Here is a 25325-nt window from a genome sequence, read left to right as displayed (position 1 = left end):
CGACGACTGTCTGCCCGATGATGGTGAGGTTACCATGAATAAAAATATCTTTGTTACCAGCCCACTGTTACCTCCTCTGGAGGAGTTTACGCCTTACCTGGAAAAAATCTGGGAAAACCGTTATCTCACCAATGGTGGCACTTTTCATCAGCAACTGGAATCGGCGTTGGCTGAATACCTGGGTGTGTCTCATTTGTGCCTGTTTTCTAACGGCACACTGGCATTATTAACGGCACTCCAGGCCTTGCGTATCAGTGGTGAAGTTATCACAACGCCTTATTCTTTTGTGGCGACCTCCCATACGTTGCTGTGGAATGGTCTTACCCCGGTTTTTGCAGATATTGACCCCATTACCTGCAATATTGACCCGGCAAAAATTGAAGCATTAATTACACCGCAAACGACTGCCATTTTACCTGTCCATTGTTACGGTATTCCTTGCGATGTTGACAAAATCCAGTCAATTGCTGATGCCTGGGGACTGAAAGTTATTTACGATGCGGCCCACGCTTTTGGCGTGAAAAAAGATGGTGAAAGTATCCTGCGTTGTGGCGACTTGTCTATTCTCAGCTTTCACGCCACCAAAGTGTTTAATACCTTTGAAGGCGGCGCGATTATTTGCCCTGATGCGCGTATGAAAGCGCGAATTGATTATTTGAAAAACTTCGGCTTTGCCGATGAGACCACAGTAGTGGCACCAGGCATCAACGCCAAAATGAATGAGGTGCAGGCCGCTTTTGGGTTAGTTCAACTGAACCATATTGACGCCGCTCTTGCACAGCGTGCAGCCATTTATCAGCGTTATTGTGATGCGCTCGAAACCATTCCCGGTCTGAGTGTATTCAATGCGCCGGCTAACGTTGAGTGGAATCATGCTTACTTCCCTGTACTGGTCGCTCCTGATTTCCCTGTAAGCCGCGACGCACTTTACGATGCACTTAAGGCGGAAAATATCTACAGCCGCCGCTATTTCTACCCACTGATAAGCTCCTTTTCTATGTACCGGCATTTGCCTTCTGCACAACCGGGACGTATGCCGGTCGCGGAAGATATCGCAGCCCGTATTTTGTGCCTGCCCATCTACCCGGATCTCACCCACGAAGATCAGGACCGGGTTGTCACGGTATTACGTCAGGCGGCCCATATTCGTTGTGCCAGTGACCCGGCGGTGGTGCATTCAACAGGGCACACGTTATGAATCTGGGTATCTATGGCGCCGGTGGGCTGGGGCGAGAAGTGCGGGAACTTGCGTTACAAATCAATGCGCACACAGGCCGTTGGTCTTGCGTGTTCTTTATTGATGATGTGACCGCAGAGCAACAGGTCAATGGGAGCCCGGTATTACGCGTTGGTGATATACCCACCGATACAGAAATTGTCATTGCGCTGGGTGAGCCTGCTTTGCGTCATCAGTTAGCAGATAAACTCAGTGCCGATTTTCAACTGGCAACACTGATACATCCTGATGTGTTTATCCCTCAGTCAACGGTGATTGAAGCCGGGTGCATTGTATGCACCGGCGCTTTTATTTCCTGCAATGTCGTTTTGGGGCGAAATTCATTAGTTCAGCCACGAGCCTGTGTCGGGCATGACACTAAAATAGGGCAGCACTGTGTGGTATCAAGCCAGGTAATGCTGGCGGGTGGGTGCACAACCGGGGACCGTGTGTTTATTGGTATGAACAGCGCCATCAAAGAGAAAACCGCGATAGGGCAAGACGCGATTATCGGCATGGGGTCAGCGGTTTTTAACCCGGTTAGCGAGTCCACAATTGTACTGGGAAATCCGGCACGCGCCATGCGCAACAATGATCAGGGCAAAGTTTTTAAATCTTCACCGCAGCGGTGAGTCATTTTTCAGGAGTTAACCATGAGCAATCTGGCGAAGTACAACAGCATCTTTATTGAAACCTTTGAAGTGACAGAGGAAATGCTACCAGGCTACAAATACCAGGATACGCCAGCCTGGGATTCTGTGGGGCATATGACCATGATTGCCGCACTGGAAGATGCTTTCGATATCATGATGGATACCGATGACATCATCGATTTTTCCTCCTGGGAGAAAGGGAAAGAAATTCTGCAGAAATACGATGTCGAAATTGCCTGATAAACGGGAGCGTGTCACATGCTACTGGCTGGTAAACATGCAGTAATTACTGGTGCCTTACAAGGTATTGGTAAAGCAACCGTTGAAGCTTTCGCAAAGCAGGGGGCGAATGTTTTCGCCTGCTGTCAGCACGAAGATGCGCAATTTTTTGCTGAAATGGCAGCACTCGCTGAAACCTGTAACGTCACGATTACTCCAGTAATTTTCGATTTACTGGATGATACGGCAATTAAACAGGCCGCAGGCGTCATTCAGAAAAGTAAAGTGCCTGTAGATATTTTGGTGAACATCGCCGGGGCGAATTTCGATGCGTTGTTCCCTATGATGACTCAGGCGCAGTTGCAAAAGACATTTGCAATTAACTTTTTTGGGCAAATTGCTTTTACGCAATATATGACTCGTCTGATGCTGCGTAATAAGCGTGGCAGCATTATCAATACTTCCAGCATATCGGCGCTGGATGGCAACAGTGGGCAACTGGCCTATGCTGCCTCCAAAGCCGCATGGCTTGCTGCGACCAAAACATTGTCTATGGAACTCGGCCCTCAGGGGATCCGGGTTAATGCGGTTGCGCCTGGTGTCATCAAAACTGCGATGACGGAAGGCTTGCCTGAAGAAGCGATGTCCCGGCAGTTAAACCGTTGTGAACTGAAGCGTCTGGGTTTGCCGGAAGAGGTTGCCAGTGTAATGGTATGGCTGGCGAGTGACGCGGCCAGTTATGTCACCGGTCAGACGATTCGTATTGATGGCGGCATGGCGTAACCCGGAGGATTTGTTCATGTGTTTACAAGGGAAAACAGTAATTATTACAGGCACCCGGCGTGGTATGGGCCGGGCAATGGTTGATGTGTTTGCCGCCAACGGTGCCACAATTTATGCCCACGCGCGTGAAGAAGACAGTGAGCATATCGCGTCACTGGCACTGACGGCAGAACGTTATGGTGTGCAAATCTTCCCACTGTTCTTTGATATGACCGACACCAGCGCGATGAAACTGGCGGTTAAACAAATTATGGCTGACAAGCGGCCGATTGACGCCCTGGTAAATAATGCGGGTATCACTCTTAACAGCCTGTTTCAGATGACCAGTGAAACACAGTTGCGCCAGCAGTTTGAGGTGAACTTCTTTTCTGTTTACTTATTCAGCCAGTACATCAGCAAACTGATGGTAAGAAATAAACGCGGCAGTATCGTGAATATTGCTTCAACGGCAGGTGAAGATGGTAACCCGGGTAAGTCGGCTTATGGTGCATCTAAAGCGGCAATGATAGCGATGACCAAATCGATAGCTGCTGAACTGGGTGAGTCGGGTATTCGGGCTAACTGCATAGCGCCCGGCATCACGGAGACCGATATGCTGTCTACCATGCCAGAACACATTATTGAGCAGGCAAAAAATACGGCCGATTTACGTCGTGCCGGGTTGCCCTCAGAAATAGCCGAAACCGCTTTGTTTCTGGCATCCGATCTTGCCAGTTATATCACCGGGCAGGTGATTCGGGTGGATGGTGGTCTACGATGAAAAGTACAGCAGATGTGTTGCAAACCGCGGCACAACAAATCCGTCAGTCGATTATTCACACAGCCTGGCAGGCTCCCGTTGATGGTGTTCATCTGGGACCCGCTTTGTCCATGGTGGAAATTGCCACAGCACTGTATGGGCAAGTGATGCGTTATCAGGCAACTGACATGGGTTCGCCAGAGCGTGACCGTCTGCTGTTAAGTAAAGGTCACGCTGCACTGGCGTTGTATTGCACTTTACACCACTACGGTGTTTTGTCTGATGAGCAGCTTGCCACATTTGACCATAGTGGCTCATTGTTACCCGCGCTGACGCCAATGAATCCAGCGCTAGGTATCGATTTTGCCGGTGGCTCGTTAGGCCATGGCATTGGCTACGCTTGTGGGATAGCGCTGGTTCAGCGCCGACGCCAGCAACCCTGGCACAACTATGTGATTCTGGGTGATGGTGAGTGTAATGAAGGCTCCATATGGGAAAGTGCGCTTTTTGCGGCACACCAAAAATTAAGCAACATTACCGCGATTGTTGATTGCAATGGCTTCCAGTCTGACTGGTCATGCAGAGAAACTGTCGAGATGAATTTCCCGGCGCTCTGGCAAGGCTGTGGCTGGCATGTGATTGAATGTGATGGTCATGATCTTGATGCGCTTCTGGACGCGTTGGCTATGCCTTCTCATGGGAAACCCAAAGCCATCGTTGCCAGAACTGTCAAAGGGAAAGGTGTTTCTTTTATGGAGCATAACAACGGTTGGCACCGCAATAAAATGTCCCGTGCTCAGTATGAGCTGGCACTGCAAGAATTAGGAGGCGCGCAATGAGCCTGGCTATTTCACCTGCTGATATTCGCGCCTGGTCGATGATGGGAACCCGTGGGACGTTTGGCATGGCCTTGCAACGACTGGCGGCAGAAAATCCTGGCATTGTTGCGCTGACGGCGGATCTGGCGCTGACATCGGGCCTTGAACGTTTCAGTACAGCTTATCCGGAACGTTTTTTTAATGTCGGTATCGCAGAGCAGAACCTGATTGGGGTCGCCGCCGGAATGGCGTCACAACAAACCATTCCGTTTGCCACTACGTTTGCCAATTTCGCTGCATTGCGCTCATGTGAACAGGTTCGCCACTACCTTGGCTATCTTCAGGAGAATGTCAAAGTTGTGGGGCTGGCTTCCGGGTTTGCGATGGGTATGTTTGGGGTTACACATTACGGCATTGAAGATATCGCAACACTGCGCGCTATTTCAGGGTTGACGATTTTATCGCCTGCTGATGCAACAGCGACGGCACAGTTAACCGAGGTCGCTGCTAATCTGGACGGGCCTGTATATCTGCGTTTAACGGGTGCAATGCGTGCGCCGGTGGTGTATCGCGAACCGACAACATTTATTCCTGGCAAAGCAAATATTCTCCAGCAAGGGGAAAGTGTTGCGATTATCGCAACCGGGAGCATGGTGGCTGTTGCGTTGGGCGCGGCAAAAAATCTTGCAGAACAAGGGAAGCAGGTCGCAGTGATTGATATGCATACCCTGAAACCACTGGATACTGAGATACTGGCCACTTACCAGCATTTTAACTGGCTGGTGACGATTGAAGAGCACAGTACAATTGGTGGACTGGGGAGCGCGGTTGCTGAATGGCGTAGTTTCCAGGCCCACGGGCCAAGAGTGCTTCCCATTGGAATTGGACAGTATTATGGCCACGCAGGTGATTACCAATGGATGCTGGAACAACATGGTCTGACACCCAGCCATGTCAGCAGGAAAATACAGGAAACTTGCTATGAGTAAGCTTCCATTCTGGCAATGGCCAACTGAATTTAATCTGCGCACCGCAGTGATTGACGATGAAGGACAGCAACTCTCTTATCTGCAGTTATCTGATTTGGTTGACCGGCTGGCGGCCTGCCTGAAGCCGCGTAGCTTACTATTCTGTCTGTGTGAAAACACACCAGGTGCGCTGGTAGGGTATTTGGCATGTTTGCGCGCGGGGGCTGTGCCACTGATGCTGGATAACGCGCTGGATGCCACTCTTGCACAGGACTTGTTCGCAGTCTGGAAGCCCGGTTATGTATGGCAGCCCGTAAACCGGGCTGTGTCTGGTGAGGTGATACTGAACCATGCCGGTTATGTTCTGGTTGCCACGGGTGAGCCGTCTCCAGAAATGCCGGATGAGTTAGGGCTACTGATGACAACCTCGGGTTCAACGGGAAGCCCCAAGCTTGTCAGGCAGACATATCGTAATTTACAGGCAAACTGCGACAGCATTGTCGATTACCTGGATATCTCTTTGCATGAAAGGCCGGTGGCCTATTTGCCCATGAATTATGTGTTTGGGTTGTCGATTATCAACAGCCATTTGGCGGTTGGGGCGACACTGCTACTGACTAAAGCCAGCCCATTACAAAGCCAGTTTTGGCAGTTTATCAAAACCCATCAGGCTACATCGCTCTCCGGGGTGCCTTATACTTTTGAAATGCTGAATAAACTGCGGTTTATGCGTATGGCATTACCGCACCTGACCACCTTAACCCAGGCGGGAGGGAAACTGGCACCGGTGTTACAGGACGCTTTTGCGCACTGGGCTAAGCAAGAGAATAAGCGCTTTTTTGTGATGTATGGTGCGTGTGAAGCCACTTCCCGAATGGGATTTTTGCCCCCGGATTTGTGTATCGATAAAAATGGTGCCATGGGGCAGGCTATTCCCGGTGGGCGTTTTGAACTGCTTGATGCGCAGGGGCAGGTTATTACCCAAAACGATGTGGTGGGGGAACTGGTTTATTATGGCGACAATGTTTCTCTGGGTTACGCCATCTGTCGTGAAGATTTAGCCCGTGGCGATGATAACCGGGGGCGTCTTGTCACGGGAGATATGGCAAGCCGGGATGCCGGGGGCATCTATACCATCGTTGGGCGTAAAAAAAGGTTCTTGAAAGTTTTTGGTAACCGCGTTGGGCTGGATGATATTGAACACCGCATCAAAGCCAGTTTCGCTGGCATCGAATGTGCCGCAGGCGGAGAGGATGACCATATTCGGGTATGGATAACAGAGTCATACTCACCAGGTGAGGTCAAACAGTTTCTGACAGGTATTTTTCAGTTCCACCATTCTGCATTCGATGTTCGCCAGATAGAAACTATCCCGAAAAATGCCGCAGGCAAGACGCTGTATGCGCAACTGGAGGCTTTATAGTGGATGACCAGCACTGGCTGAACTATGCGCCATTCTCGTTACTGCGCAATGATAAACGTGCCTGGATAACAGACAGAATGCGGTGGCTGACAGCACAACATTATGCAGCCTGCCAGCCATATCAGCGGATCCTTGATGGGTTGGGGCTTTCTGCTCAGTCCATTGTTTCGCCAGAAACCGTTCCGTTTATTCCGGTTTCATTGTTTAAGCAACTGTCTCTGGCAAGTGTTGCACAACAAGACATTGTCAAAACGATGACATCTTCCGGCACAACAGGTCAGGCGGTATCAAAGATATACCTTGATAAACTGACTGCGGCGAACCAGCAAAAAGTGCTGGTGAAAATTGTCAGCGCGTTTACCGGGGCTGCCCGTATGCCTATGCTGATTATTGATGCACCTTCGGTAATGAAAGACCGCAATATGTTCTCGGCACGGGGGGCGGGCATTCTGGGTTTTTCAATCTTTGGCGCTGACCGCACCTGGGCGCTGAATGATGATATGACGTTAAACCTGGAGGCTGTGGAAGCGTTTGCAAAAAAATATCAAGGTAAGCCAGTCCTGCTATTCGGTTTTACCTTTATGGTTTGGCAGCACTTTTACCAGGCACTGGCTGGCTCCGGGCGTAAAGTCGATTTATCCGCAGGTATATTAATTCATGGTGGTGGCTGGAAAAAATTGCACAATCAGGCCGTTACGCCCGGTGAGTTTGCCAGCAGGCTTCATGCTGTAAGCGGTATTAGTCGTGTGTGCGATTATTACGGCATGGTGGAGCAAACAGGTTGTATTTACATGCAATGTGAACACGGACATCTTCATGCCAGTGTGTTTTCTGACATCATCATTCGTGATCCTCGCGATTTTTCTGTGTGCCCACCCGGTAAGCCCGGAATAGTCCAGGTGATGTCGGTAATCCCGGAATCCTATCCCGGGCATTCCTTACTGACAGAAGATGAAGGCGTTTTGCTCGGTGAAGATGATTGCCCGTGCGGGCGGGCAGGGAAATATTTCAAAATTCTTGGGCGCCTACCTCAGGCTGAATTAAGAGGATGTAGTGATACATATGCCGCACAATTTTAAAGGTGTTACTTTTCGTATCGGTGGAGAAGAGCAACTCCACCAGGCACTGTCTGCGCACCCCTGCCGCCCGTTCAGTGAAGAAACGATGGCATTGGTGGCACGTTTTTCCGCTTGCCTGCGAGAAGATCCCCGCACGCGTGAATGGCCGGATGTAATGAGCCTTGCATTTTGGTGCCGCCGGGCATCCCTAAAGCAACAACAAGGGGCATTCCCGGTAACTCAGCACCAGACAGGTCGTGGGTTGGCCTTTCATATTGCGCCATCAAATGTTGCAGTTAATTTTGCCTATTCGCTGGTGGCCGGGTTATTGACGGGCAATGCGAATATCGTACGACTTCCTTCTAAGCCTTTTATTCAGGTTGAAATAATTTGTGACGCATGGCGCCGATGCCTTACTGAATTTTCCGCACAGCAGCATCGGGTTATTCTGGTCAATTATGGTCATGAATCACAAATAACGGATTACTTTTCTGGTTTGTGTCATGCAAGATTAATTTGGGGAGGGGACCAGACCATTGCGGCTATTCGTCGCTCACCATTGCCTGCGCGTGCTATCGATATTGCTTTTGCCGACCGTTATTCTTTTTCAGTCATTAATGCTGATGCCTGGCTGGCGGCGGAAAATAAAGCACGCATACTGGAAGATTTCTATAATGATACTTTATTGACCGATCAGCAGGCCTGTTCAGCCAGTAAGTTGGTTGTGTGGTTAGGCAACAGGACACCACTGGCCCGCACTATGTTCTGGGAGATGTATACGGCCTGGTTGCAGGATAAATACACGTTGGTCGCGGCTAATGTAGTAAAAAATCTTACCCATTTTTGCCAGGATGTTGCACAAAACTCTGGTAGCCGCCTGGTGAACCGGCACGAGAATATGGTATTTCGTGTTGAGTCAGACCACCTCGATGCGGATAAATTGCGTGATCATCATCAGTCCGGGTATTTCTATGAATATATGGCTCATTCGCTGGATGATATTGCGCCATTGTGTGGTGAAAAATGCCAGACCATAACTACCTTTGGTGTCGCAGTGGAAGATATTCATTGCTTTATGTCTCAAACACATCCCCGTGGTGTGGACAGAATTGTTCCACTGGGGCAAAGCATGCAATTTTCTTTGCTTTGGGACGGGTATGATTTAGTCAGTTATTTAACCCGTCATGTTCAGGTAATTAGCTGATTGTGAGGCGAATTTGTTTGTGTCACCCTGGAAGGCGCAAATAAAACCCCATTTATCCCACTATTCCTCGGATTAAATGCCCTCCAGAATCAGATAATGGTGCCGATAACTCATTAACGCAGGGCTGTTTATCGTGAATTCACTCTATACCGCTGATGGTGTAATGGATAAACACTCGCTGTGGCAGCGATATGTACCTCTGGTGCGCCACGAAGCATTGCGCCTGCAGGTGCGATTGCCGGCGAGCGTTGAACTGGATGATTTGCTGCAGGCGGGCGGCATCGGGTTGTTGAGTGCGGTTGAACGCTATGACGCCCTGCAAGGAACGGCTTTTACCACTTACGCAGTGCAACGTATTCGTGGTGCTATGCTGGATGAACTGCGTAGTCGGGACTGGGTCCCGCGCAGTGTCCGGCGTAACGCATGAGAAGTCGCGCAGGCGATTGGGCAACTGGAGCAGGAGTTAGGGCGTAACGCAACTGAAATCGAGGTTGCAGAGCGCCTGAATATTTCGCTCGAAGATTATCGTCAGATGCTGCTCGACACAAATAACAGCCAACTCTTTTCTTATGATGAGTGGCGTGAAGAGCATGGCGATAGCATTGAGTTGGTGACTGATGATCACCAGCAAGAGAACCCGCTGCAACAATTGTTGAACAGCGATTTACGGGAGCGCGTGGCTGAGGCCATTGAATCACTTCCGGAACGCGAACAACTGGTGTTGACGCTGTATTACCAGGAAGAGCTCAACCTCAAAGAGATTGGCGCTGTACTGGAAGTCGGTGAATCACGGGTAAGTCAGTTGCACAGTCAGGCGATTAAACGATTACGCACTAAGCTGGGTAAGTTATAGATTCTGACACACCGTCATGATCCTGGTAGAGCCGCCCCATAGACCTTTAATACCAGGGAGTTATCATGACGGTGCACCAACCCAAAAGACGGCCGCTAAGCCGCTATCTTAAAGATTTCAAACACTCGCAAACCCACTGTGCTCACTGTGGCAAGTTGTTGGACAGAATAACACTGGTCAGGCGTGATGAAATCGTCAATAAAACCGCCATCGCTCAACTGGATACGTTGATTGATGAAGCGACATGGCAAATTGTCAAACAGGACTGGATTGCATTGTGCCGCTTTTGCAGTGATTTGCATTGCAACGAACATAATGACTGGTTTGATATTATTGGCTTCAAACAGTACCTTTTTGAACAAACCGATATGAGCCATGGCACCATTCGCGAGTATGTTGTGCGCCTGCGCCGCCTGGCGACGCATCTGGCTGAGCAAGGTGTGGCAAAAGAGCTGGCCTGTGATCTCACGCCGGATGAAGCCCTGGAGCAGTGGTTACCGGCAACCAGCCCGAACAATTACCGTATCGCCTTGCGTAAGTACGCACAGTATTTACGGCAAAAAAACCAGCTGCCGGATAGCCAGGCTGAAAACAAATCGACTTCCGCTATATATTAAAAAGGCATAAGTTGTAGCAGAGTGTGTTTGATTTATCTGAATCAGGCACTAAACTGCATCACAATTTACACATTGGGAAGAGATTAATAATGAAATTAACAACCTTCGGCCGACAGGCTTTGATGGGAATGATGGCAGTTGCGCTGGTCGCTGGTATGAGTGTGAAAACTTTTGCCGCTGAAAACCTGCTCAACACGATTAAAGAGCGCGGCACCCTGCGTGTCGGGCTTGAAGGCACTTATCCTCCATTCAGTTTTCAGGATGCGGATGGCAAGCTTGCCGGGTTCGAAGTCGATTTTGCTAAAGCCCTGGCGCATCACCTTGGCGTAAAAGCTGACCTGAAACCGACCAAATGGGATGGCATGTTGGCATCCCTTGATGCAAAGCGTATTGATGTGGTCATTAACCAGGTTACGATTTCACCTGAGCGTGAGAAAAAATATGATTTCTCCACGCCTTATACCGTTTCAGGTATTCAGGCGCTGGTGAAAAAAGAGAATGCCGGGGAAATTAAAACCGCCGCAGACCTCAAAGGTAAAAAAGTGGGCGTTGGCCTGGGCACTAACTACGAACAATGGTTGCGTGAACATGTACCGGGTGTTGATATCCGTACCTATGATGATGATCCGACCAAATACCAGGATCTGCGTGTAGGGCGTATAGATGCCATTCTGGTCGACCGTCTGGCGGCACTGGATTTGGTCAAGAAAACTCACGATACTCTGGCCGTGACCGGGCAGCCGTTCTCCCGTCAGGAGTCTGGCGTAGCATTGCGCAAAGGTAATGAAGATTTGCTCAAAGCCATTAACAGTGCGATTGCCGATATGCAAAAAGATGGCAGCCTGCCAGCGCTGTCAGAAAAATGGTTTGGTGCCGACGTCACGAAGTAAGGACGCATCCGCACGAATTATCTCTGAAAGGTGCCTTTGGCACCTTTTTTTATCGTTTCTGGCTATGGAACTGTTGGTTAGCTTATCCCTGTAGCATAATCAATAACATGACTCTTTTACCGGTAACCCGGAGGCACTATGCTCCAGCAAAATTTGTCCTTGCAAAATCTTACTCGTTTCCCTCGCCTTGAACTGATTGGTGCGCCAACCGCGCTGGAATACCTGCCACGTTTATCAGACCACCTTGGCCGGGAAATTTTCATCAAACGTGATGACACCACGCCGCTGGCGATGGGCGGGAATAAATTGCGCAAACTGGAGTTTCTGGCGGCAGAAGCCCTGCGTGAAGGTGCCGACACATTAGTGACTGCCGGTGCCATTCAGTCCAACCATGTTCGCCAGACGGCCGCTGTTGCCGCAAAACTGGGGTTACATTGTGTCGCATTACTGGAAAACCCCATCGGCACTCAGGCAGAAAACTACCTGACAAACGGTAACCGGCTGTTGCTGGATCTCTTTAATGTCCAGGTGGAAATGTGTGCCGCGCTGGATGCGCCTGACGCACAACTGGCAGAAATTGCTGAACGCCTGGAAGCTCAGGGATTTCGTCCCTACGTTGTGCCTGTTGGTGGCTCTAATGCGCTGGGCGCTCTGGGGTATGTCGAAAGTGCGCTGGAAATTGCCGGGCAGTGTGATGAAGCCGCGCGTATTTCTTCGGTGATAGTGGCATCGGGTAGTGCCGGCACTCATGCGGGACTTGCTGTCGGGCTTGAACTGGCCATGCCGGGTACGGAGTTGATTGGTGTTACAGTTTCGCGTACTGCAGAGCAACAGAGGCCCAAAGTCGTAAAACTACAACACGAAGTGGCTACGTTGCTGGATACCCAGGTCAGTGATGATATCTTACTGTGGGATGACTATTTTGCTCCAGAATATGGTATGCCAAACCAGGCGGGCAATGATGCAGTGAAACTGGTGGCTGAACTGGAAGGCATTTTGCTGGACCCGGTGTATACCGGCAAGGCAATGGCAGGGTTGATTGACGGTATCAACCAGAAACGCTTCAAAGATGAAGGCCCGGTACTGTTTATTCACACCGGTGGAGCGCCAGCGCTATTCGCCTATCATCCTCATGTATAACGTTTTTCAGGGTAAACAATAATAATGCAAGAAAGTCTTCAGTTAATACTGGAATCCCTGCCTTATCTACTTAAAGGCGCGGTATTTACACTTCAGCTCAGTATCGGTGGCATGTTCTTTGGCCTGGTTCTGGGGTTTGTACTGGCACTAATGAGAATGTCGCCAGTATGGCCTGTGTCCTGGCTGGCGCGGGCTTATATTTCCATTTTCCGTGGTACTCCACTGATAGCGCAGCTATTTATGATTTATTACGGTCTCCCTCAATTTGGTATTGAGCTGGATCCTGTACCATCCGCTATGATTGGCCTGTCACTCAACACGGCGGCCTATGCAGCAGAAACTTTGCGCGCCGCTATTGGTTCTATTGACAAAGGGCAGTGGGAAGCTGCGGCAAGTATTGGGATGTCGCGCTGGCAGACAATGCGTCGCGCTATTTTACCTCAGGCGGCGAGAGTCGCTCTGCCGCCACTGAGTAACAGCTTTATCAGCCTGGTAAAAGACACATCACTTGCTGCCACCATTCAGGTCCCTGAGCTGTTTCGCCAGGCGCAATTAATTACATCACGCACTCTGGAAGTGTTCACTATGTACCTGGCAGCGTCAGTTATCTACTGGGTCATGGCTACGGTACTGTCTGCACTGCAGAATTATTTTGAAAACCAGTTAAACCGCCAGGAGCGAGACCCTAAATGAGCGCCATTGAAGTGAAAAAACTGGTCAAAACCTTTCATGGTCAGACTGTGTTACACGGAATCGATTTTGATGTCCGCCCCGGTGAAGTTGTGGCAATTATCGGGCCAAGTGGTTCCGGGAAAACAACCTTGTTGCGTAGTATCAATTTACTGGAAATCCCGGACAGTGGCACAATCAAAGTTGGGGATATTCTGGTTGATGCACAGACTGGCATCAGCCGCCAGCGCGCTAAAATACGTCAGTTGCGCCAACATGTTGGTTTTGTTTTCCAGAACTTTAATTTGTTTCCTCACCGTACTGTGCTTGAGAATATTATCGAAGGTCCGGTTATCGTGAAGGGTGAATCGCGGGAGTCATCCATTGCTGTCGCCCGTGAACTGCTGGCAAAAGTCGGGTTGACGGGCAAAGAAAACCAGTACCCGAAGCGCCTGAGTGGTGGGCAGCAGCAGCGTGTGGCGATTGCCCGCGCATTAGCCATGCAACCAGAAGTAATTCTGTTTGATGAGCCGACATCAGCGCTGGACCCAGAGCTAGTGGGCGAGGTGTTAACGACAATCCGCGCGCTTGCTGAAGAAAAACGCACCATGGTCATTGTGACTCACGAAATGTCGTTTGCCAGGGATGTCGCCGACAGAGCGATATTTATGGACCAGGGAAACATCGTTGAACAGGGGCCTGCGCATCAACTGTTTTCCAATCCGGAACATCCGAGAACCCGTCAGTTTCTGGAAAAGTTTTTAGTCAATTAACCAGTACTATCGGCGCGCCGGCTGGTGCGCTGGTTTTATCTGAATTGACTCCAGGTATCATTTCCATTGGCAATTTTCCTCCTCGTACCAGACACCCTCAACTCGCCTGCCAATAGGTTATTCCTCTTTGTCATACTGAAGCCCAAACAGTACATAATGCAAATGGCCTGTGGTGTGCATGAGATTATTAAGCAGTGGTAAGATGGCTCTTAAGTGATTTAATACTGTCGATATGAGTAATTATTAGCGTGATGAGTATAAATACTGTCAATACAGGCGAGTAGAACAATCACCCAATAATCAATAAGATTTTTCCTGAGAAAAATGCCTTTTACACTAACGTTTTCCTATTTGTATGGTATTTTATCCATGTCGGTCCAGGTGGCAGATTAGGAGATGTAGAAAAATAATGGGAAATACCAACTTCTTTAGTTGGCGATGCGAAGTGAAGTCTCGCTTTAATTCAGTACAACAAACTCAGGAGCTGTGGGATTTGTTAACTGAAGAGACTCAATTGATAGGTTATGATTGTTTCGCTTTGTGTATTCGCTATCCGGTTCCTTTTACCAGACCTAAGCTAACTGTTTATTCAACTTACAGTCAGGAATGGCAGAATGAATATATTTCGAATAACTACTTTGATATAGACCCGGTGTTACGGCCAGAGAACTATAATCTTGGCTATCTGCCGTGGAATGAGTCACTGTTCCGCGATGTCCCCGAGTTTTGGGCATCTGCGCAGGCGCACGGCCTGCGATTTGGCGTCACCCAGTGCCTGATTGCGCCGAGCAGGGCCATTGGATTCTTGTCTGTATCAACGGAATGTAAGCGTAAACAGGCTTTGAGCGATGATGAAACATCATTGCATCTTCAGTTACTGACTGAATTGAGCATGGTTACCCTTAATCGTCTTGATGAACAGGTACAGCAGTCTGTTGAGTACAAGCTGAGCAAAAGGGAAAGGGAGATTTTGCTTTGGACTGCGGAAGGTAAAACCTCTGCAGAAATTGCCATGATTTTATCTATCTCAGAAAATACAGTAAATTTTCACCAAAAAAATATGCAGAAGAAGTTTAATGCGCCGAATAAAACCCAAATAGCCTGTTATGCCGCGGCAACCGGGCTTATCTGAAAGGCAACATTGTTCTGCGTGCAGACAGAAGCGAAAAGGCCGGCAGGGGATCTCAATATCCACCGGCCTTTTCTTTTATGGCAGAGGGTTACTGGCGATAAGCTTGTTTAATTTGCTTAACTGTATTGGTGAATACGGCCGCCTGAGCCGGATCTTCCATTTCTGCAATCTGCTTTTCCATTTTAATAATCACGCGCCCTGCATCGGCCTGGCCCATAGCTTTCAGCATTTGGGTGACCATTGCTTTCAGGCAGGTGATTTCCAGTGCAATTTCCTGGAGGTTTTCACTAGTGGATAAATCAGGTTGGCTCATTGGATACCTCATAAAAATGATACAATGTATCAATCACAATATGTGACGAAAGGCGCGCATTATAGCATAGCTCACGAAAGTTATATTCCTTCTGTCAGCAAAACTGTATCTCAACATGTTTAATCCAATAAACGATAATCGTTTTCTTTCATCTTGACGAACAAATGCGCGCAGATATGTGTAAGTGCGGGGAAAACATTCACACAGGCGCAGGAAAAAAAGAGTGGAGGAAAGCCTGACAAGGCAAATTTGTGCCTGGTGTTACAAACTTACATAATTGTGTTGCTTTTAACCACTATGTTGCATTTTTATCTTATGCCTCATGATAAAATTTCACAATTGGCATAAAAAACTGATGTTGTCTCTTTTAGCAATTTCAAGTTGCTGTAAAACCCGGTACTATGAAACAGTAAATGATGTATATACCCGGAATAAATCGAGTTGCTGAGGGCAACAGCCTGTGTGCTGGCAATACACAGTACAGGCAACTGGAAATGTGAAGGGCATGAAGCGTTATCCCTTTTCTGGAGATACTCCCTTGATCAACGTGTTTCTTGTTGATGACCATGAACTGGTGCGCGCAGGGATACGAGGCATTCTGGAAGATGTTAAAGGCATTCGTATTGCGGGTGAGTCTGCCTGTGGTGAAGATGCTGTTAAGTTCTGCCGTGCTAACCCGGTGGACGTTGTCCTGATGGACATGAACATGCCGGGCATTGGTGGACTTGAAGCCACCCGTAAAATTGTGCGCGCCACGCCTGAAGTTAAAGTCATCATGTTAACAATCCATACTGAAAACCCGCTTCCCGCAAAAGTTATGCAGGCAGGGGCTTCAGGTTATTTGAGCAAAGGTGCCGCACCACAAGAAGTGGTGAATGCCATTCGCCTCGTGAACTCAGGCCAACGCTATATTGCTTCAGATATTGCTCAGCAAATGGCGCTCAGCCAGATAGAGCCGGAGAAAACAGAATCACCTTTTGCTTCTTTATCTGAACGCGAATTGCAAATTATGTTGATGATAACGCGCGGACAAAAGGTGAATGAAATTTCAGAGCAACTCAACCTCAGCCCAAAAACAGTGAACAGCTACCGTTACAGGATGTTCAGCAAGCTTCATATCAGTGGCGATGTCGAGTTGACCCACCTGGCGATCCGTCATGGTCTTTGTAACACGGAGCCTTTGGCAAGTCAGTGAGTGAATATTTCGACGCAAAAGCCTTTTTAAAGACCGTGACTAACAAGCCTGGTGTCTACAGGATGTATGATGACCAGGCTACAGTCATTTATGTTGGGAAAGCGAAAGATCTGAAAAAACGGTTATCCAGTTATTTCCGTACTAAGGTCTCCAGCCGAAAAACCGAAGCGCTGGTAGCTCAAATAGCCCAAATTGACGTCACTGTCACCCATACAGAAACAGAAGCTCTTCTTCTTGAGCACAACTACATCAAGCTTTATCAGCCACGTTACAACGTGCTGTTGCGTGATGATAAATCTTATCCTTTTATCTTTCTGAGCGGCGACCATCACCCAAGGCTTGCGATGCATCGTGGGGCGAAGCATGCTAAAGGCGAGTACTTCGGGCCTTTCCCGAATGGTTATGCCGTTCGCGAGACTCTGGCGTTACTGCAAAAGGTGTTCCCTGTACGCCAGTGCGAAAATAATGTTTATCGCAACCGCTCGCGGCCTTGCCTGCAATATCAAATTGGCCGCTGCCTGGGGCCATGTGTTAAAGGCATTGTCAGCGATGAAGATTATGCGCAACAAGTTGAGTATGTGCGTTTGTTCCTGTCTGGCAAAGACGACCAGGTTATCCGGATGCTGGTGGCGCGAATGGAAGCCGCCAGCCAGGCGCTTGAGTTTGAAGAAGCGGCGCGCTTAAGAGACCAGATCCAGGCTGTACGCCGGGTTACTGAAAGGCAATTTGTTTCCAATACTGGCGATGATTTGGATGTAATTGGCGTGGCATTTGATGCTGGCATGGCCTGTGTCCATGTACTGTTTATTCGCCAGGGCAAGGTGCTGGGAAGCCGCAGTTATTTCCCAAAAGTGCCGGGTGGTACAGAGCTGAGCGAAGTGGTGGAAACCTTTGTTGGGCAGTTTTACCTGCAGGGAAGCCAGTCGCGTACTTTACCTGGTGAGATATTGCTGGATTTCAATCTGGCTGAACCCGGGTTACTGAGTGATTCTCTGTCGGAACTTGCCGGGCGTAAAATACATGTACAAACACGTCCACGCGGTGACAGGGCGCGTTATTTGAAACTCGCCCGCACTAATGCTGCGACAGCACTGGTCACTAAGCTGTCACAACAGTCAACCATTCACCAGCGCCTTACAGCACTGGCTGAAGTTCTGAAGTTGCCCAAAATCAAACGAATGGAATGTTTTGATATCAGCCACACTATGGGGGAGCAAACTGTCGCATCATGTGTGGTTTTTGATACCAGTGGGCCATTACGAGCCGACTACCGGCGCTACAATATTACCGGCATCACGCCAGGCGATGATTATGCTGCAATGAACCAGGTACTGCGCCGGCGCTATGGTAAAGCGATTGATGACAGCAAAATTCCAGATGTGATTTTTATTGATGGTGGAAAAGGACAATTGCGTCAGGCAAAAACGGTGTTTGCTGAACTGGATGTCCCCTGGGATAAAACGCATCCATTACTGTTGGGCGTGGCAAAAGGAAGTGACCGTAAGGCGGGTTTGGAGACTTTATTTTTCGAACCCGAAGGGGAAGGTTTTTCGTTGCCACCGGATTCACCGGCATTGCATGTGATACAACACATTCGTGATGAGTCACATGATCACGCTATTAGTGGGCATCGTAAAAAAAGGGCGAAAGTAAAAAGTACCAGTAGCCTTGAATCTATTGAAGGGATCGGCCCAAAACGGCGGCAGATGTTGCTTAAATTCATGGGTGGATTGCAGCCTTTGCGTAATGCGTCAGCTGAGGAGATTGCAAAAGTGCCAGGAATATCAGACGCACTGGCAGAAAAGATTTTCTATGCATTGAAACATTAGGGCCTCTGTAGCAACATAGAGCAAATTCTCACTTACGACAAACAGTTAGCGACGCTATGCGATTTAATATACCAACATTATTGACGCTGTTTCGTGTCATCCTGATCCCGTTTTTTGTTCTGGCGTTCTATTTGCCGTTCCAATGGGCACCATTTTTGTGTGCATTTATTTTCTGCCTCGCCGCAGTGACCGACTGGTTCGACGGTTTTCTTGCCCGTCTCTGGAACCAAAGTACACGCTTTGGCGCGTTTCTTGACCCAGTGGCCGATAAAGTCATGGTGGCGACAGCACTGGTATTGGTGGCGGAGTATTACCATTGCTGGTGGGTAACACTGCCAGCGGCGACGATGATAGCCAGGGAAATCATTATTTCTGCTTTGCGTGAGTGGATGGCAGAAATTGGTAAGCGCAGCAGTGTTGCTGTTTCATGGGTAGGTAAAGTCAAAACTACGGCTCAAATGCTGGCGCTGATTGGTATGCTCTGGCGGCCAAATGCCTGGGTCGAATATACCGGTATTGGGTTGCTGTTCATTGCCACCATTCTGACTTTCTGGTCAATGTTCCAGTATTTGAACGCTGCGCGCGGCGATTTGCTCGAACCGTGATCTATTCGGCGCAAAATTCAGCAAACGATCAGGGAATGAGAAAATTTCGTTGACTCAGTGCGTCAGGTAAGTAGAATGCAACGCATCGAACGGCGGCACGGTTCGCCGGTTAGTAAGAAAATCAAATGATTATCTTATTTCGATGTGCGGGAATAGCTCAGTTGGTAGAGCACGACCTTGCCAAGGTCGGGGTCGCGAGTTCGAGTCTCGTTTCCCGCTCCAGTTATCGATAATGGCGAAAGCGGTTATCAGCTATAAAGGCAAAAATTTGGCGCGTTAACAAAGCGGTTATGTAGCGGATTGCAAATCCGTCTAGTCCGGTTCGACTCCGGAACGCGCCTCCAATTTCCCTGCCCGGATGGTGGAATCGGTAGACACAAGGGATTTAAAATCCCTCGGCGTTCGCGCTGTGCGGGTTCAAGTCCCGCTCCGGGTACCATGGGAAAATCAAGAATAAAATCAATGAAAAGCAGTGTCGTTAAAACCGCCCAAGCAGGCGGTTTTTTTATGGCTCAAATCTCATTTCACCATTGTTTCGCCATTCGATTTCGTCACTGTAAGATTGCAATACAGCCCCCCGATCATCGGTACTATCGAAATCTTCCTGTTGTAGCGAGCAGTCTGGTTTACATTTTTATGGCCTGATATTTCCAGTTTTTCATTCAGGGAACCACTAAGATCGGAGATACTCTTAGCTTTCAGATCATGGCATGTAAATTGGAAATCCATATCCCGATATTTTTCTTTAGCCATTTTCTTAGCTTTCATCCACTGCGCCTTGAATGCGGCTCTTGTATAACGCAATCCTGACGGTTGGTGCAGTACATAAATACTGCTCATTCCAGCGTTCAGCAGCAGTAACTCAGCAGATTGAATTGCTTTATGCAGGTGTTCTGTCCAGGCCTGTTCTTTAAATTGCTTTACTCCCTGGCATGGATTCATTTTCACTTTACCTCGCTCATATGCCCACCTAACTACCCGCGACATAAATGCTTTTTCCCTGTTAGCCTGTACACGACTCTTAACTCCCCGCTTATCCATATACTGCCTGATATGTTCAGGTTTTATATTTTCAGATTTCATTTTCCCAAAAAGGATATGCACTTTAGACGAGTAATTTCTGTAGTCCTTACGGGGCTCAAGAGCCAAGACACGCGGCGGCGTGAGAACAGAAAAAATCTGGATGAACTACCCGGAAGGGCGCGCATATTCCCACACGTTTGCCGGAAAAGACTACAACGATCGGCACCGTATAAAGCGCAAGGTTGAGCGCTGGTGCGCGAAATATTCAGCCCTTACACCTGCTGAAAGGCTGGCGATCATGGTGGCGCTTAACGAGGTTGACACAGAGTAATATTTTTTACCGTTGCCTGTTGTACATCTATGTTGTACATCTATGTTGTACATTTAAAACGTACATCAAAGGAGGTTATATGCGAACTTATACCATATCTCAGGCCCGGCAAAATATTGCCGAGGTAATGGAAGCGGCTACGGCTGGCGAGCCTGTTGAAATAACTCGTCGCGATGGCTCTGCCGCTGTGCTTATCAGTCGGGATGATTTCAACGCGTGGCAGAAGGCAAAGCTGGATGCTGAATTTGCCGAAATTATGGGGCGGCATGGTCGAACTATTAAGGCGCTGGCCGACAGATGAAATGGATTAGCGCTCAGGAGGTGATAGCGTTTCATGACCGTCTGCTTGCAGCTTTGCCTGGCGTTCAGGGAATGCCAGAGCCGGGAAGAGCAGAAGCGATCATTTATCGTGTTCAGAACCAGCTTTACTATGAAGGCGTTGAGGATATTCACGAACTCGCTGCAACGTATCTTGTCGCTATTTCCCGTGGTCAAATCTTCAATGACGGCAATAAGCGAACTGCCTTTTTCGTTGCGATGGCTTTTTTAAAGCGCAACGACATTGATATCCGAGATGAAGGTGACGAACTTGAAGAGCTGACAGTATCCGCAGCGATGGGATCATTGAGTAGCGGTGATATTGCTTCTGTTTTGCGCCGACTTTCCGTTAATCCCCCACTAATCTGAGAAGCTGCCTTTTGAGGCGGCTTTTCTTCCCTCCAGGCTTTCTTTTTCTGTCGCGCAATAGTGCACAGAATTGCACAATTTTTTACCCCCGAAGAGCACCCGCACCGCCTGCACTGGCGCTGCCCGCGACCAGTTCCACCACTGCACAAAAACACGCAAGTGTGATGCGCGCAGGTGGCGGGGGCAGTCTCCCGCAACGGGGGCAGGGCAGTGTGGCGATACTAATTATCGGTTTCCAACACTGCACTTTCTGAAATACTACCAAACGGATTTAACGCTACTGCAGCATCAAGGTGAATTGGGGCAAAGTGTGCATATCGCATTGCCATTATTATCGTGCTGTGCCCAATAATAATCGGCTGTAGCACAAGAATATTCCCCAGATCAGACTCCTGCATTCAGCCCTGGGGGAAATTCTACTTACTGCAGCACTGGTTGTTCGGGGGGATTCCCCTAACACTGTAACGGATCTTCACCATATTGATTATTCCCTTTGGTACCGCGATAAAACAGCGACCAGATGAACAAACCCAGAGTGAATACGACAGACAGAAGAAGCATAACGGTTCCTGGGATACTGGTGGCCGAAGAATAACTGAATAACAAAGCAATAAAACCTACAAAGGCAAAACCTATTGGCCCGAGGATGAGTAATCCTGACTGATTGAGATCATGAAGGCGGCGAACGGATACAGTTAATCCTGGAATGAACAGAAAGATATCCAAAAGAATATAATAATCCGGACTATACAATTTGAGGACTGATTCCAGCACCAGGTTGACTAATGTAAATGTTACAAATTCTGCGCGTGGGGCACGGCCTTTAAAGGTGAAATACTTTTTTAAACAAATAATATAATTTCTTAACAATTTACCCACTCTTAGCATCCTTTCTTATTATAAGACAATATTGCTATGTACTTTATTCTTGCATACAGTTAGTAACGCGAACTAACTATAAGCGTGTAAGTGTACTTCTTGTTGTTTATGAAAGTCGAATAAAATTCGATAAACTGGGATGTGATGATGTATATATCTTTATTATTTCGTTATAACTTTGCTAATTAGTAGAAAATATTGATATGTCGTGGAGGTGTAAAGTCAAAGACAATAAAAAACCTGACGCCAGGCATCAGGTCTTTTTATTATCATAGGTAATAAGCCCATACAGAATTCGGGTTATTCGCCTTCATACGCCTGGCGGTAAAGTTCAATCACCTGTTCTTTGGTGGCTTTACGCGGGTTAGTCAACTGGCAAACATCTTTCTTCGCATTCTCAGCCATAATGGCGAAATCTTCTGGTTTAACACCCAGGCTCTTAAGTGAGTCGGGGATACCAACTTGTTTGCTCAGACGGCGAATTGCTGTGATAGCTTTTGCCGCAGCTTCATCAGTAGAAAGGCCTTCAACGCATTCTCCCATTGCTTCGGCTATATCACGGAATCGGTTCAGGTTGCTGATCAAATTGAATGATTCGACATAAGGCAGCAGGATAGCGTTACATACCCCGTGAGGCAGGTTATAAAAACCTCCCAACTGATGAGCCATAGCATGCACATATCCCAGAGAGGCATTATTGAATGCGATACCCGCCAGGTATTGCGCATAAGCCATATTGTCTCTGGCTTTCATATATTCGCCATTAGCGACGGCTTTAGGCAGGTACTGGGTGATCATGGTGATGGCTTTCAGCGCCGCAGCATCTGTCAGTGGGTTCGCCATAGTGGACACATAAGCTTCAATAGCATGGGTCAGGGCATCCATACCGGTTGCAGCAGTCAGTGAAGGAGGCATGCCGACCATCAGTACCGGGTCATTAATAGAAATTTGCGGGGTGACACGCCAGTCAACAATGGCCATTTTCACTTTACGTTCTGTATCAGTGATAATACAAAAACGTGTAATTTCCGAGGCAGTACCTGCCGTAGTATTAATCGCCATTAACGGGATCATGTCGTTTTTGGATTTATCAACCCCTTCGTAGTCACGAATATTGCCACCATTTGCTGCAAGCAACCCAATGCCTTTTGCGCAATCGTGAGAAGAACCGCCACCCAGAGAAACAATGGCGTTACATCCATGTTCGCGATAACAGGTGATGCCTTCTTCCACATTTTTATCAGTCGGGTTGGGTTCTGCGCCGCCAAAAATATGCACATCAATTCCGGCATCTTTATAAATGGCCGCAACTTTGTCTGCCATCCCGTTTTTGGCTAAAAAAGCATCGGTAACAATAAGGATCTTTTTAACATTTAGTGTTTTTGCCAGAACCCCGGCTTCCTGAACACTGTTTTCGCCAAATACATTACGGGTGGGCAGGAAATAATATGTCGACATTGATCTTCCCCTGTTCATTAATGAGAGTAATAACATGGTGCACAGGCAGCGGTACCTTCCGTTGTTAGCAAAAATCCCAGGCCGGATGCTGTTGCAAACTGAGTTACAGCTATTGCTTTACTGCGGCAATAGTTATGCAGCCCACTGTTTTAAATGAGAATATTTGCGTTATAGCAGCAACGCTGGCTGAACATGCCCACGCAATGTAAAGGGATTAAGCAAGGATAACCGTGAACATCCTCACAAAATAAGTGGTTATTTTAACAATGTGAGGCATTATTATTTACATAATTTGTACGTCGGCAGAGATGAAAGTGGCGTAACATAGTGTAATTACGTAATAAAACTCGCCGGAATAGACTGAGTCTGCCTGATAAGGATAACGATGAAACCTGATATCACTTTTTACCGGCGCTTTGCCGCCGATATCTTAAGCGATAAGAAAATAATTACTATTCGCGATAAAACAGAATCACATTTTCACCCTGGTGAACAATTACGTGTAGGGTACGAAGACGATAGCAGCATTTTTTGCACTATCGAGGTCATTTCTGTTGTGCCTGTCGCCCCTGGAGATTTAACAAATGACCATGCCAGGCAGGAAAATATGTCTTTGGCAGAATTACAGGATGTTATCAGCCAGATATATCCGGGTGAGCAGCAATTGTATGTGATTTCTTTTCGCCGTATTGACGAAGGGTAACCTTGAATGAAGGAGTTACTATGCTGTCAGGTCTGTACGCATTTCCATTAACACCACTTGATGAACAACAACTTCATTTAGGGGCATTTACACAGATTATTAGCCAACTCTCTGCGGCGAAAATTGATGGTATCTGTGTGGCGGGTTCGACAGGAAGCTACGCCTATCTTAATCGCGAAGAGCGAGCTCTGTTGGTGAAGTTGGCGGTTGAAGCCGCACAAGGTACCCCTGTGATGGTTGGAATTGGGGCCAATCGCCAGCGTGATGTTTTACAACACCTTTATGACGCCCAACATGCAGGAGCTTCGTCTGTTCTGCTTGCTCCGTTATCTTACCAGCCCTTATCCGACAGAGAAGTATTTGGGCTGTATGAAACAGTAAGCCAGGCGTCATCTGTACCTGTTTGTGTCTACGTTAACCCACGTACCACTCATTTTGATTTTAGTGATGAGCTGCTCACACAAATTGCCCGGTTGCCCAATATTGCTTCGATTAAATTACCGGGTATCGCTGCAGAACAATGTGAAGCTAACCGTGTTGCACAGTACTGGCGTGGTCTGTTACCTGAGCGGGTCACTTTAGGCGTTAGCGGCGATGCTCATGCGTGGGCTGCAATAGCGGGGGGTTTTGATATTTGGTATTCCGTACTTGCCGGGTTATATCCGGCGATTAGCCAGGCATTGTTTCGCAGCGCTCAGGCAGAAACAGAGGAGATAAACAGGCAGCTTGAACCTGTATGGCAGCTGTTCCGGCAGCATGGCAGCTTGCGAGTAGTCGCCGCTATGGCACATCTGGCCGGAATAACGCCTTGTGATGGTCTTCCCCGACCACTTCAACCCGTGGCAGATAATGTACTGACTGATATTCAGGCTGTGATGGCGTTGCTCCGGTGGTAAAGCTGCTTTTAGTCACATTGTATTCCGGGGCACTTCTGTGCCCTGAATAATTTATGTAGATGGGCATTAAGTAATGATTAAAATGATATCGCCTGTGATTACTTGCAGATTAAATATTATGTGATTATTGGTTTGTTTTTTATGTAAGCGCAATGAATGATAATGGCTGATAAAACATTAGTGGGATACACAATACCTCTTATTGATTATATAGTGATACCTATATTGCTTTTTGTATTTAACCATATGTT

27 protein-coding genes, 3 tRNA genes and 2 pseudogenes are annotated in these 25325 nt (G+C 48.0%); 28 read left to right on the top strand and 4 right to left on the bottom strand.

Going from position 1 to position 25325, the window contains the following annotated elements; all coding sequences use genetic code 11:
• The first annotated feature begins 34 nt into the window (after positions 1-34).
• The 17 genes and pseudogenes from MPHASIOC01_RS08130 (at position 35) to sdiA (ending at position 15155) form a co-directional block, all read left to right on the top strand.
• On the top strand, positions 35-1198 hold the full coding sequence (locus tag MPHASIOC01_RS08130) for a DegT/DnrJ/EryC1/StrS family aminotransferase (protein WP_353614318.1): 1164 nt from the start codon (positions 35-37) through the stop codon (positions 1196-1198).
• On the top strand, positions 1195-1848 hold the full coding sequence (locus MPHASIOC01_RS08125) for an acetyltransferase (protein WP_353614317.1): 654 nt from the start codon (positions 1195-1197) through the stop codon (positions 1846-1848). The genes MPHASIOC01_RS08130 and MPHASIOC01_RS08125 overlap by 4 nt, the downstream gene beginning before the upstream one ends.
• 21 nt (positions 1849-1869) lie before the next feature.
• Positions 1870-2109: an acyl carrier protein gene (locus MPHASIOC01_RS08120; RefSeq protein ID WP_110026418.1), complete on the top strand. Its 240-nt coding sequence runs from the start codon at positions 1870-1872 to the stop codon at positions 2107-2109.
• Positions 2110-2127: 18 nt separating this feature from the next.
• Positions 2128-2871: an SDR family NAD(P)-dependent oxidoreductase gene (locus MPHASIOC01_RS08115; RefSeq protein ID WP_353614316.1), complete on the top strand. Its 744-nt coding sequence runs from the start codon at positions 2128-2130 to the stop codon at positions 2869-2871.
• A gap of 16 nt (positions 2872-2887) precedes the next feature.
• Complete coding sequence (locus MPHASIOC01_RS08110) at positions 2888-3631, top strand: SDR family NAD(P)-dependent oxidoreductase (protein WP_353614315.1); 744 nt, start codon at positions 2888-2890, stop codon at positions 3629-3631.
• The gene (locus MPHASIOC01_RS08105) at positions 3628-4449 is read left to right on the top strand and encodes a transketolase (protein ID WP_353614314.1); all 822 of its coding nucleotides are present in this window, start codon (positions 3628-3630) and stop codon (positions 4447-4449) included. Before MPHASIOC01_RS08110 ends, MPHASIOC01_RS08105 begins: the two co-directional genes overlap by 4 nt.
• On the top strand, positions 4446-5417 hold the full coding sequence (locus tag MPHASIOC01_RS08100) for a transketolase C-terminal domain-containing protein (protein WP_353614313.1): 972 nt from the start codon (positions 4446-4448) through the stop codon (positions 5415-5417). Before MPHASIOC01_RS08105 ends, MPHASIOC01_RS08100 begins: the two co-directional genes overlap by 4 nt.
• Positions 5410-6819, top strand: coding sequence for an AMP-binding protein (locus MPHASIOC01_RS08095; protein WP_353614312.1), 1410 nt, complete (start codon positions 5410-5412; stop codon positions 6817-6819). The genes MPHASIOC01_RS08100 and MPHASIOC01_RS08095 overlap by 8 nt, the downstream gene beginning before the upstream one ends.
• The gene (locus MPHASIOC01_RS08090; protein ID WP_353614911.1) at positions 6816-7898 is read left to right on the top strand and encodes an acyl-protein synthetase; all 1083 of its coding nucleotides are present in this window, start codon (positions 6816-6818) and stop codon (positions 7896-7898) included. The genes MPHASIOC01_RS08095 and MPHASIOC01_RS08090 overlap by 4 nt, the downstream gene beginning before the upstream one ends.
• Entirely contained in the window at positions 7882-9081 is a 1200-nt protein-coding gene (locus tag MPHASIOC01_RS08085) for an acyl-CoA reductase (RefSeq protein ID WP_353614311.1), read from the top strand. The genes MPHASIOC01_RS08090 and MPHASIOC01_RS08085 overlap by 17 nt, the downstream gene beginning before the upstream one ends.
• A 133-nt stretch (positions 9082-9214) precedes the next feature.
• Positions 9215-9934, top strand: a pseudogene (locus MPHASIOC01_RS08080) (RNA polymerase sigma factor FliA).
• A gap of 65 nt (positions 9935-9999) precedes the next feature.
• Positions 10000-10551 carry a flagella biosynthesis regulatory protein FliZ gene (fliZ, locus tag MPHASIOC01_RS08075; RefSeq protein WP_353614310.1) on the top strand — a complete coding sequence of 184 codons (552 nt, stop codon included), beginning with the start codon at positions 10000-10002 and terminating at the stop codon, positions 10549-10551.
• An 89-nt stretch (positions 10552-10640) separates the two neighbouring features.
• Entirely contained in the window at positions 10641-11441 is an 801-nt protein-coding gene (gene tcyJ, locus MPHASIOC01_RS08070; protein ID WP_064594298.1) for a cystine ABC transporter substrate-binding protein, read from the top strand.
• 153 nt (positions 11442-11594) lie between these two features.
• Positions 11595-12581: a D-cysteine desulfhydrase gene (dcyD, locus tag MPHASIOC01_RS08065; RefSeq protein ID WP_353614910.1), complete on the top strand. Its 987-nt coding sequence runs from the start codon at positions 11595-11597 to the stop codon at positions 12579-12581.
• Positions 12582-12605: 24 nt separating this feature from the next.
• Positions 12606-13274 carry a cystine ABC transporter permease gene (tcyL, locus tag MPHASIOC01_RS08060; protein WP_064594297.1) on the top strand — a complete coding sequence of 223 codons (669 nt, stop codon included), beginning with the start codon at positions 12606-12608 and terminating at the stop codon, positions 13272-13274.
• Positions 13271-14023: an L-cystine ABC transporter ATP-binding protein TcyN gene (tcyN, locus tag MPHASIOC01_RS08055; RefSeq protein ID WP_064594295.1), complete on the top strand. Its 753-nt coding sequence runs from the start codon at positions 13271-13273 to the stop codon at positions 14021-14023. Before tcyL ends, tcyN begins: the two co-directional genes overlap by 4 nt.
• Before the next feature lie 409 nt (positions 14024-14432).
• On the top strand, positions 14433-15155 hold the full coding sequence (sdiA, locus tag MPHASIOC01_RS08050) for a transcriptional regulator SdiA (protein ID WP_064594293.1): 723 nt from the start codon (positions 14433-14435) through the stop codon (positions 15153-15155).
• A gap of 88 nt (positions 15156-15243) precedes the next feature.
• Here sdiA and MPHASIOC01_RS08045 read toward each other — a convergent pair whose 3' ends face one another.
• Positions 15244-15468, bottom strand: coding sequence for a DUF2594 family protein (locus MPHASIOC01_RS08045; protein ID WP_064594291.1), 225 nt, complete (start codon positions 15466-15468; stop codon positions 15244-15246).
• A 538-nt stretch (positions 15469-16006) separates the two neighbouring features.
• Between MPHASIOC01_RS08045 and uvrY the strand changes: the two genes are divergently transcribed.
• The 6 genes from uvrY (at position 16007) to MPHASIOC01_RS08015 (ending at position 19536) form a co-directional block, all read left to right on the top strand.
• On the top strand, positions 16007-16663 hold the full coding sequence (gene uvrY, locus MPHASIOC01_RS08040) for a UvrY/SirA/GacA family response regulator transcription factor (RefSeq protein ID WP_353614909.1): 657 nt from the start codon (positions 16007-16009) through the stop codon (positions 16661-16663).
• Positions 16660-18492, top strand: a complete 1833-nt coding sequence (gene uvrC, locus MPHASIOC01_RS08035) for an excinuclease ABC subunit UvrC (RefSeq protein WP_064594289.1) — start codon at positions 16660-16662, stop codon at positions 18490-18492. Before uvrY ends, uvrC begins: the two co-directional genes overlap by 4 nt.
• Positions 18493-18548: 56 nt before the next feature.
• A complete protein-coding gene (pgsA, locus tag MPHASIOC01_RS08030; protein WP_064594287.1) occupies positions 18549-19097 on the top strand; it encodes a CDP-diacylglycerol--glycerol-3-phosphate 3-phosphatidyltransferase in 549 nt (182 codons plus the stop codon).
• Positions 19098-19243: 146 nt separating this feature from the next.
• Positions 19244-19319 (top strand) — tRNA-Gly (locus tag MPHASIOC01_RS08025).
• Positions 19320-19367: 48 nt separating this feature from the next.
• A tRNA-Cys gene (locus tag MPHASIOC01_RS08020) sits at positions 19368-19441 on the top strand.
• A gap of 8 nt (positions 19442-19449) precedes the next feature.
• Positions 19450-19536, top strand: a tRNA-Leu gene (locus MPHASIOC01_RS08015).
• Positions 19537-19616: 80 nt separating this feature from the next.
• On the opposite strand, the gene MPHASIOC01_RS08010 is transcribed toward MPHASIOC01_RS08015, so the two are convergent.
• Positions 19617-20180, bottom strand: a complete 564-nt coding sequence (locus MPHASIOC01_RS08010) for a hypothetical protein (protein WP_353614309.1) — start codon at positions 20178-20180, stop codon at positions 19617-19619.
• A 58-nt stretch (positions 20181-20238) separates the two neighbouring features.
• Between MPHASIOC01_RS08010 and MPHASIOC01_RS08005 the strand changes: the two are divergent.
• From MPHASIOC01_RS08005 to MPHASIOC01_RS07995, 3 genes and pseudogenes are all read left to right on the top strand, one after another.
• A pseudogene (locus MPHASIOC01_RS08005) lies at positions 20239-20451 on the top strand (DNA methylase); the annotation flags it as partial.
• 79 nt (positions 20452-20530) lie between these two features.
• Positions 20531-20752 carry a type II toxin-antitoxin system Phd/YefM family antitoxin gene (locus MPHASIOC01_RS08000; protein WP_353614308.1) on the top strand — a complete coding sequence of 74 codons (222 nt, stop codon included), beginning with the start codon at positions 20531-20533 and terminating at the stop codon, positions 20750-20752.
• Positions 20749-21138 carry a type II toxin-antitoxin system death-on-curing family toxin gene (locus MPHASIOC01_RS07995; RefSeq protein ID WP_064594278.1) on the top strand — a complete coding sequence of 130 codons (390 nt, stop codon included), beginning with the start codon at positions 20749-20751 and terminating at the stop codon, positions 21136-21138. The genes MPHASIOC01_RS08000 and MPHASIOC01_RS07995 overlap by 4 nt, the downstream gene beginning before the upstream one ends.
• A 453-nt stretch (positions 21139-21591) precedes the next feature.
• On the opposite strand, the gene MPHASIOC01_RS07990 is transcribed toward MPHASIOC01_RS07995, so the two are convergent.
• Together MPHASIOC01_RS07990 and MPHASIOC01_RS07985 are read right to left on the bottom strand one after the other, a co-directional pair.
• Positions 21592-22017 carry a DUF805 domain-containing protein gene (locus MPHASIOC01_RS07990; protein WP_353614307.1) on the bottom strand — a complete coding sequence of 142 codons (426 nt, stop codon included), beginning with the start codon at positions 22015-22017 and terminating at the stop codon, positions 21592-21594.
• Between the two features lie 300 nt (positions 22018-22317).
• Positions 22318-23475: an iron-containing alcohol dehydrogenase gene (locus tag MPHASIOC01_RS07985; RefSeq protein WP_064594273.1), complete on the bottom strand. Its 1158-nt coding sequence runs from the start codon at positions 23473-23475 to the stop codon at positions 22318-22320.
• 385 nt (positions 23476-23860) lie between these two features.
• Between MPHASIOC01_RS07985 and yqfB the strand changes: the two genes are divergently transcribed.
• Together yqfB and MPHASIOC01_RS07975 are read left to right on the top strand one after the other, a co-directional pair.
• A complete protein-coding gene (gene yqfB, locus MPHASIOC01_RS07980) occupies positions 23861-24178 on the top strand; it encodes a N(4)-acetylcytidine aminohydrolase (RefSeq protein WP_064594271.1) in 318 nt (105 codons plus the stop codon).
• 20 nt (positions 24179-24198) lie between these two features.
• On the top strand, positions 24199-25074 hold the full coding sequence (locus MPHASIOC01_RS07975) for a dihydrodipicolinate synthase family protein (RefSeq protein WP_064594268.1): 876 nt from the start codon (positions 24199-24201) through the stop codon (positions 25072-25074).
• The last annotated feature ends 251 nt before the right edge of the window (positions 25075-25325 follow it).

The sequence above is a fragment of the Mangrovibacter phragmitis genome (assembly GCF_040429585.1).
GTDB lineage: Bacteria > Pseudomonadota > Gammaproteobacteria > Enterobacterales > Enterobacteriaceae > Mangrovibacter > Mangrovibacter phragmitis.
The sequence above is the reverse complement of the archived record's forward strand: the minus strand, read 5'-3'. Positions and strand labels throughout refer to the sequence as shown.

What these genes read in the sequence shown, in the direction of transcription:
- MPHASIOC01_RS08100 (WP_353614313.1), top strand. Translation starts at nt 4,446, where the DNA reads ATGAGCCTGGCTATTTCACCTGCTGATATTCGCGCCTGGTCGATGATG.
- MPHASIOC01_RS07985 (WP_064594273.1), bottom strand. Translation starts at nt 23,475, where the DNA reads ATGTCGACATATTATTTCCTGCCCACCCGTAATGTATTTGGCGAAAAC.
- MPHASIOC01_RS08115 (WP_353614316.1), top strand. Translation starts at nt 2,128, where the DNA reads ATGCTACTGGCTGGTAAACATGCAGTAATTACTGGTGCCTTACAAGGT.
- MPHASIOC01_RS08130 (WP_353614318.1), top strand. Translation starts at nt 35, where the DNA reads ATGAATAAAAATATCTTTGTTACCAGCCCACTGTTACCTCCTCTGGAG.
- MPHASIOC01_RS07975 (WP_064594268.1), top strand. Translation starts at nt 24,199, where the DNA reads ATGCTGTCAGGTCTGTACGCATTTCCATTAACACCACTTGATGAACAA.
- tcyN (WP_064594295.1), top strand. Translation starts at nt 13,271, where the DNA reads ATGAGCGCCATTGAAGTGAAAAAACTGGTCAAAACCTTTCATGGTCAG.
- MPHASIOC01_RS08010 (WP_353614309.1), bottom strand. Translation starts at nt 20,180, where the DNA reads ATGAAATCTGAAAATATAAAACCTGAACATATCAGGCAGTATATGGAT.
- MPHASIOC01_RS08000 (WP_353614308.1), top strand. Translation starts at nt 20,531, where the DNA reads ATGCGAACTTATACCATATCTCAGGCCCGGCAAAATATTGCCGAGGTA.
- sdiA (WP_064594293.1), top strand. Translation starts at nt 14,433, where the DNA reads ATGGGAAATACCAACTTCTTTAGTTGGCGATGCGAAGTGAAGTCTCGC.
- MPHASIOC01_RS08085 (WP_353614311.1), top strand. Translation starts at nt 7,882, where the DNA reads ATGCCGCACAATTTTAAAGGTGTTACTTTTCGTATCGGTGGAGAAGAG.
- MPHASIOC01_RS08125 (WP_353614317.1), top strand. Translation starts at nt 1,195, where the DNA reads ATGAATCTGGGTATCTATGGCGCCGGTGGGCTGGGGCGAGAAGTGCGG.
- MPHASIOC01_RS08105 (WP_353614314.1), top strand. Translation starts at nt 3,628, where the DNA reads ATGAAAAGTACAGCAGATGTGTTGCAAACCGCGGCACAACAAATCCGT.
- pgsA (WP_064594287.1), top strand. Translation starts at nt 18,549, where the DNA reads ATGCGATTTAATATACCAACATTATTGACGCTGTTTCGTGTCATCCTG.
- tcyJ (WP_064594298.1), top strand. Translation starts at nt 10,641, where the DNA reads ATGAAATTAACAACCTTCGGCCGACAGGCTTTGATGGGAATGATGGCA.
- yqfB (WP_064594271.1), top strand. Translation starts at nt 23,861, where the DNA reads ATGAAACCTGATATCACTTTTTACCGGCGCTTTGCCGCCGATATCTTA.
- MPHASIOC01_RS08045 (WP_064594291.1), bottom strand. Translation starts at nt 15,468, where the DNA reads ATGAGCCAACCTGATTTATCCACTAGTGAAAACCTCCAGGAAATTGCA.
- MPHASIOC01_RS08120 (WP_110026418.1), top strand. Translation starts at nt 1,870, where the DNA reads ATGAGCAATCTGGCGAAGTACAACAGCATCTTTATTGAAACCTTTGAA.
- MPHASIOC01_RS08110 (WP_353614315.1), top strand. Translation starts at nt 2,888, where the DNA reads ATGTGTTTACAAGGGAAAACAGTAATTATTACAGGCACCCGGCGTGGT.
- tcyL (WP_064594297.1), top strand. Translation starts at nt 12,606, where the DNA reads ATGCAAGAAAGTCTTCAGTTAATACTGGAATCCCTGCCTTATCTACTT.
- MPHASIOC01_RS08095 (WP_353614312.1), top strand. Translation starts at nt 5,410, where the DNA reads ATGAGTAAGCTTCCATTCTGGCAATGGCCAACTGAATTTAATCTGCGC.
- MPHASIOC01_RS07995 (WP_064594278.1), top strand. Translation starts at nt 20,749, where the DNA reads ATGAAATGGATTAGCGCTCAGGAGGTGATAGCGTTTCATGACCGTCTG.
- fliZ (WP_353614310.1), top strand. Translation starts at nt 10,000, where the DNA reads ATGACGGTGCACCAACCCAAAAGACGGCCGCTAAGCCGCTATCTTAAA.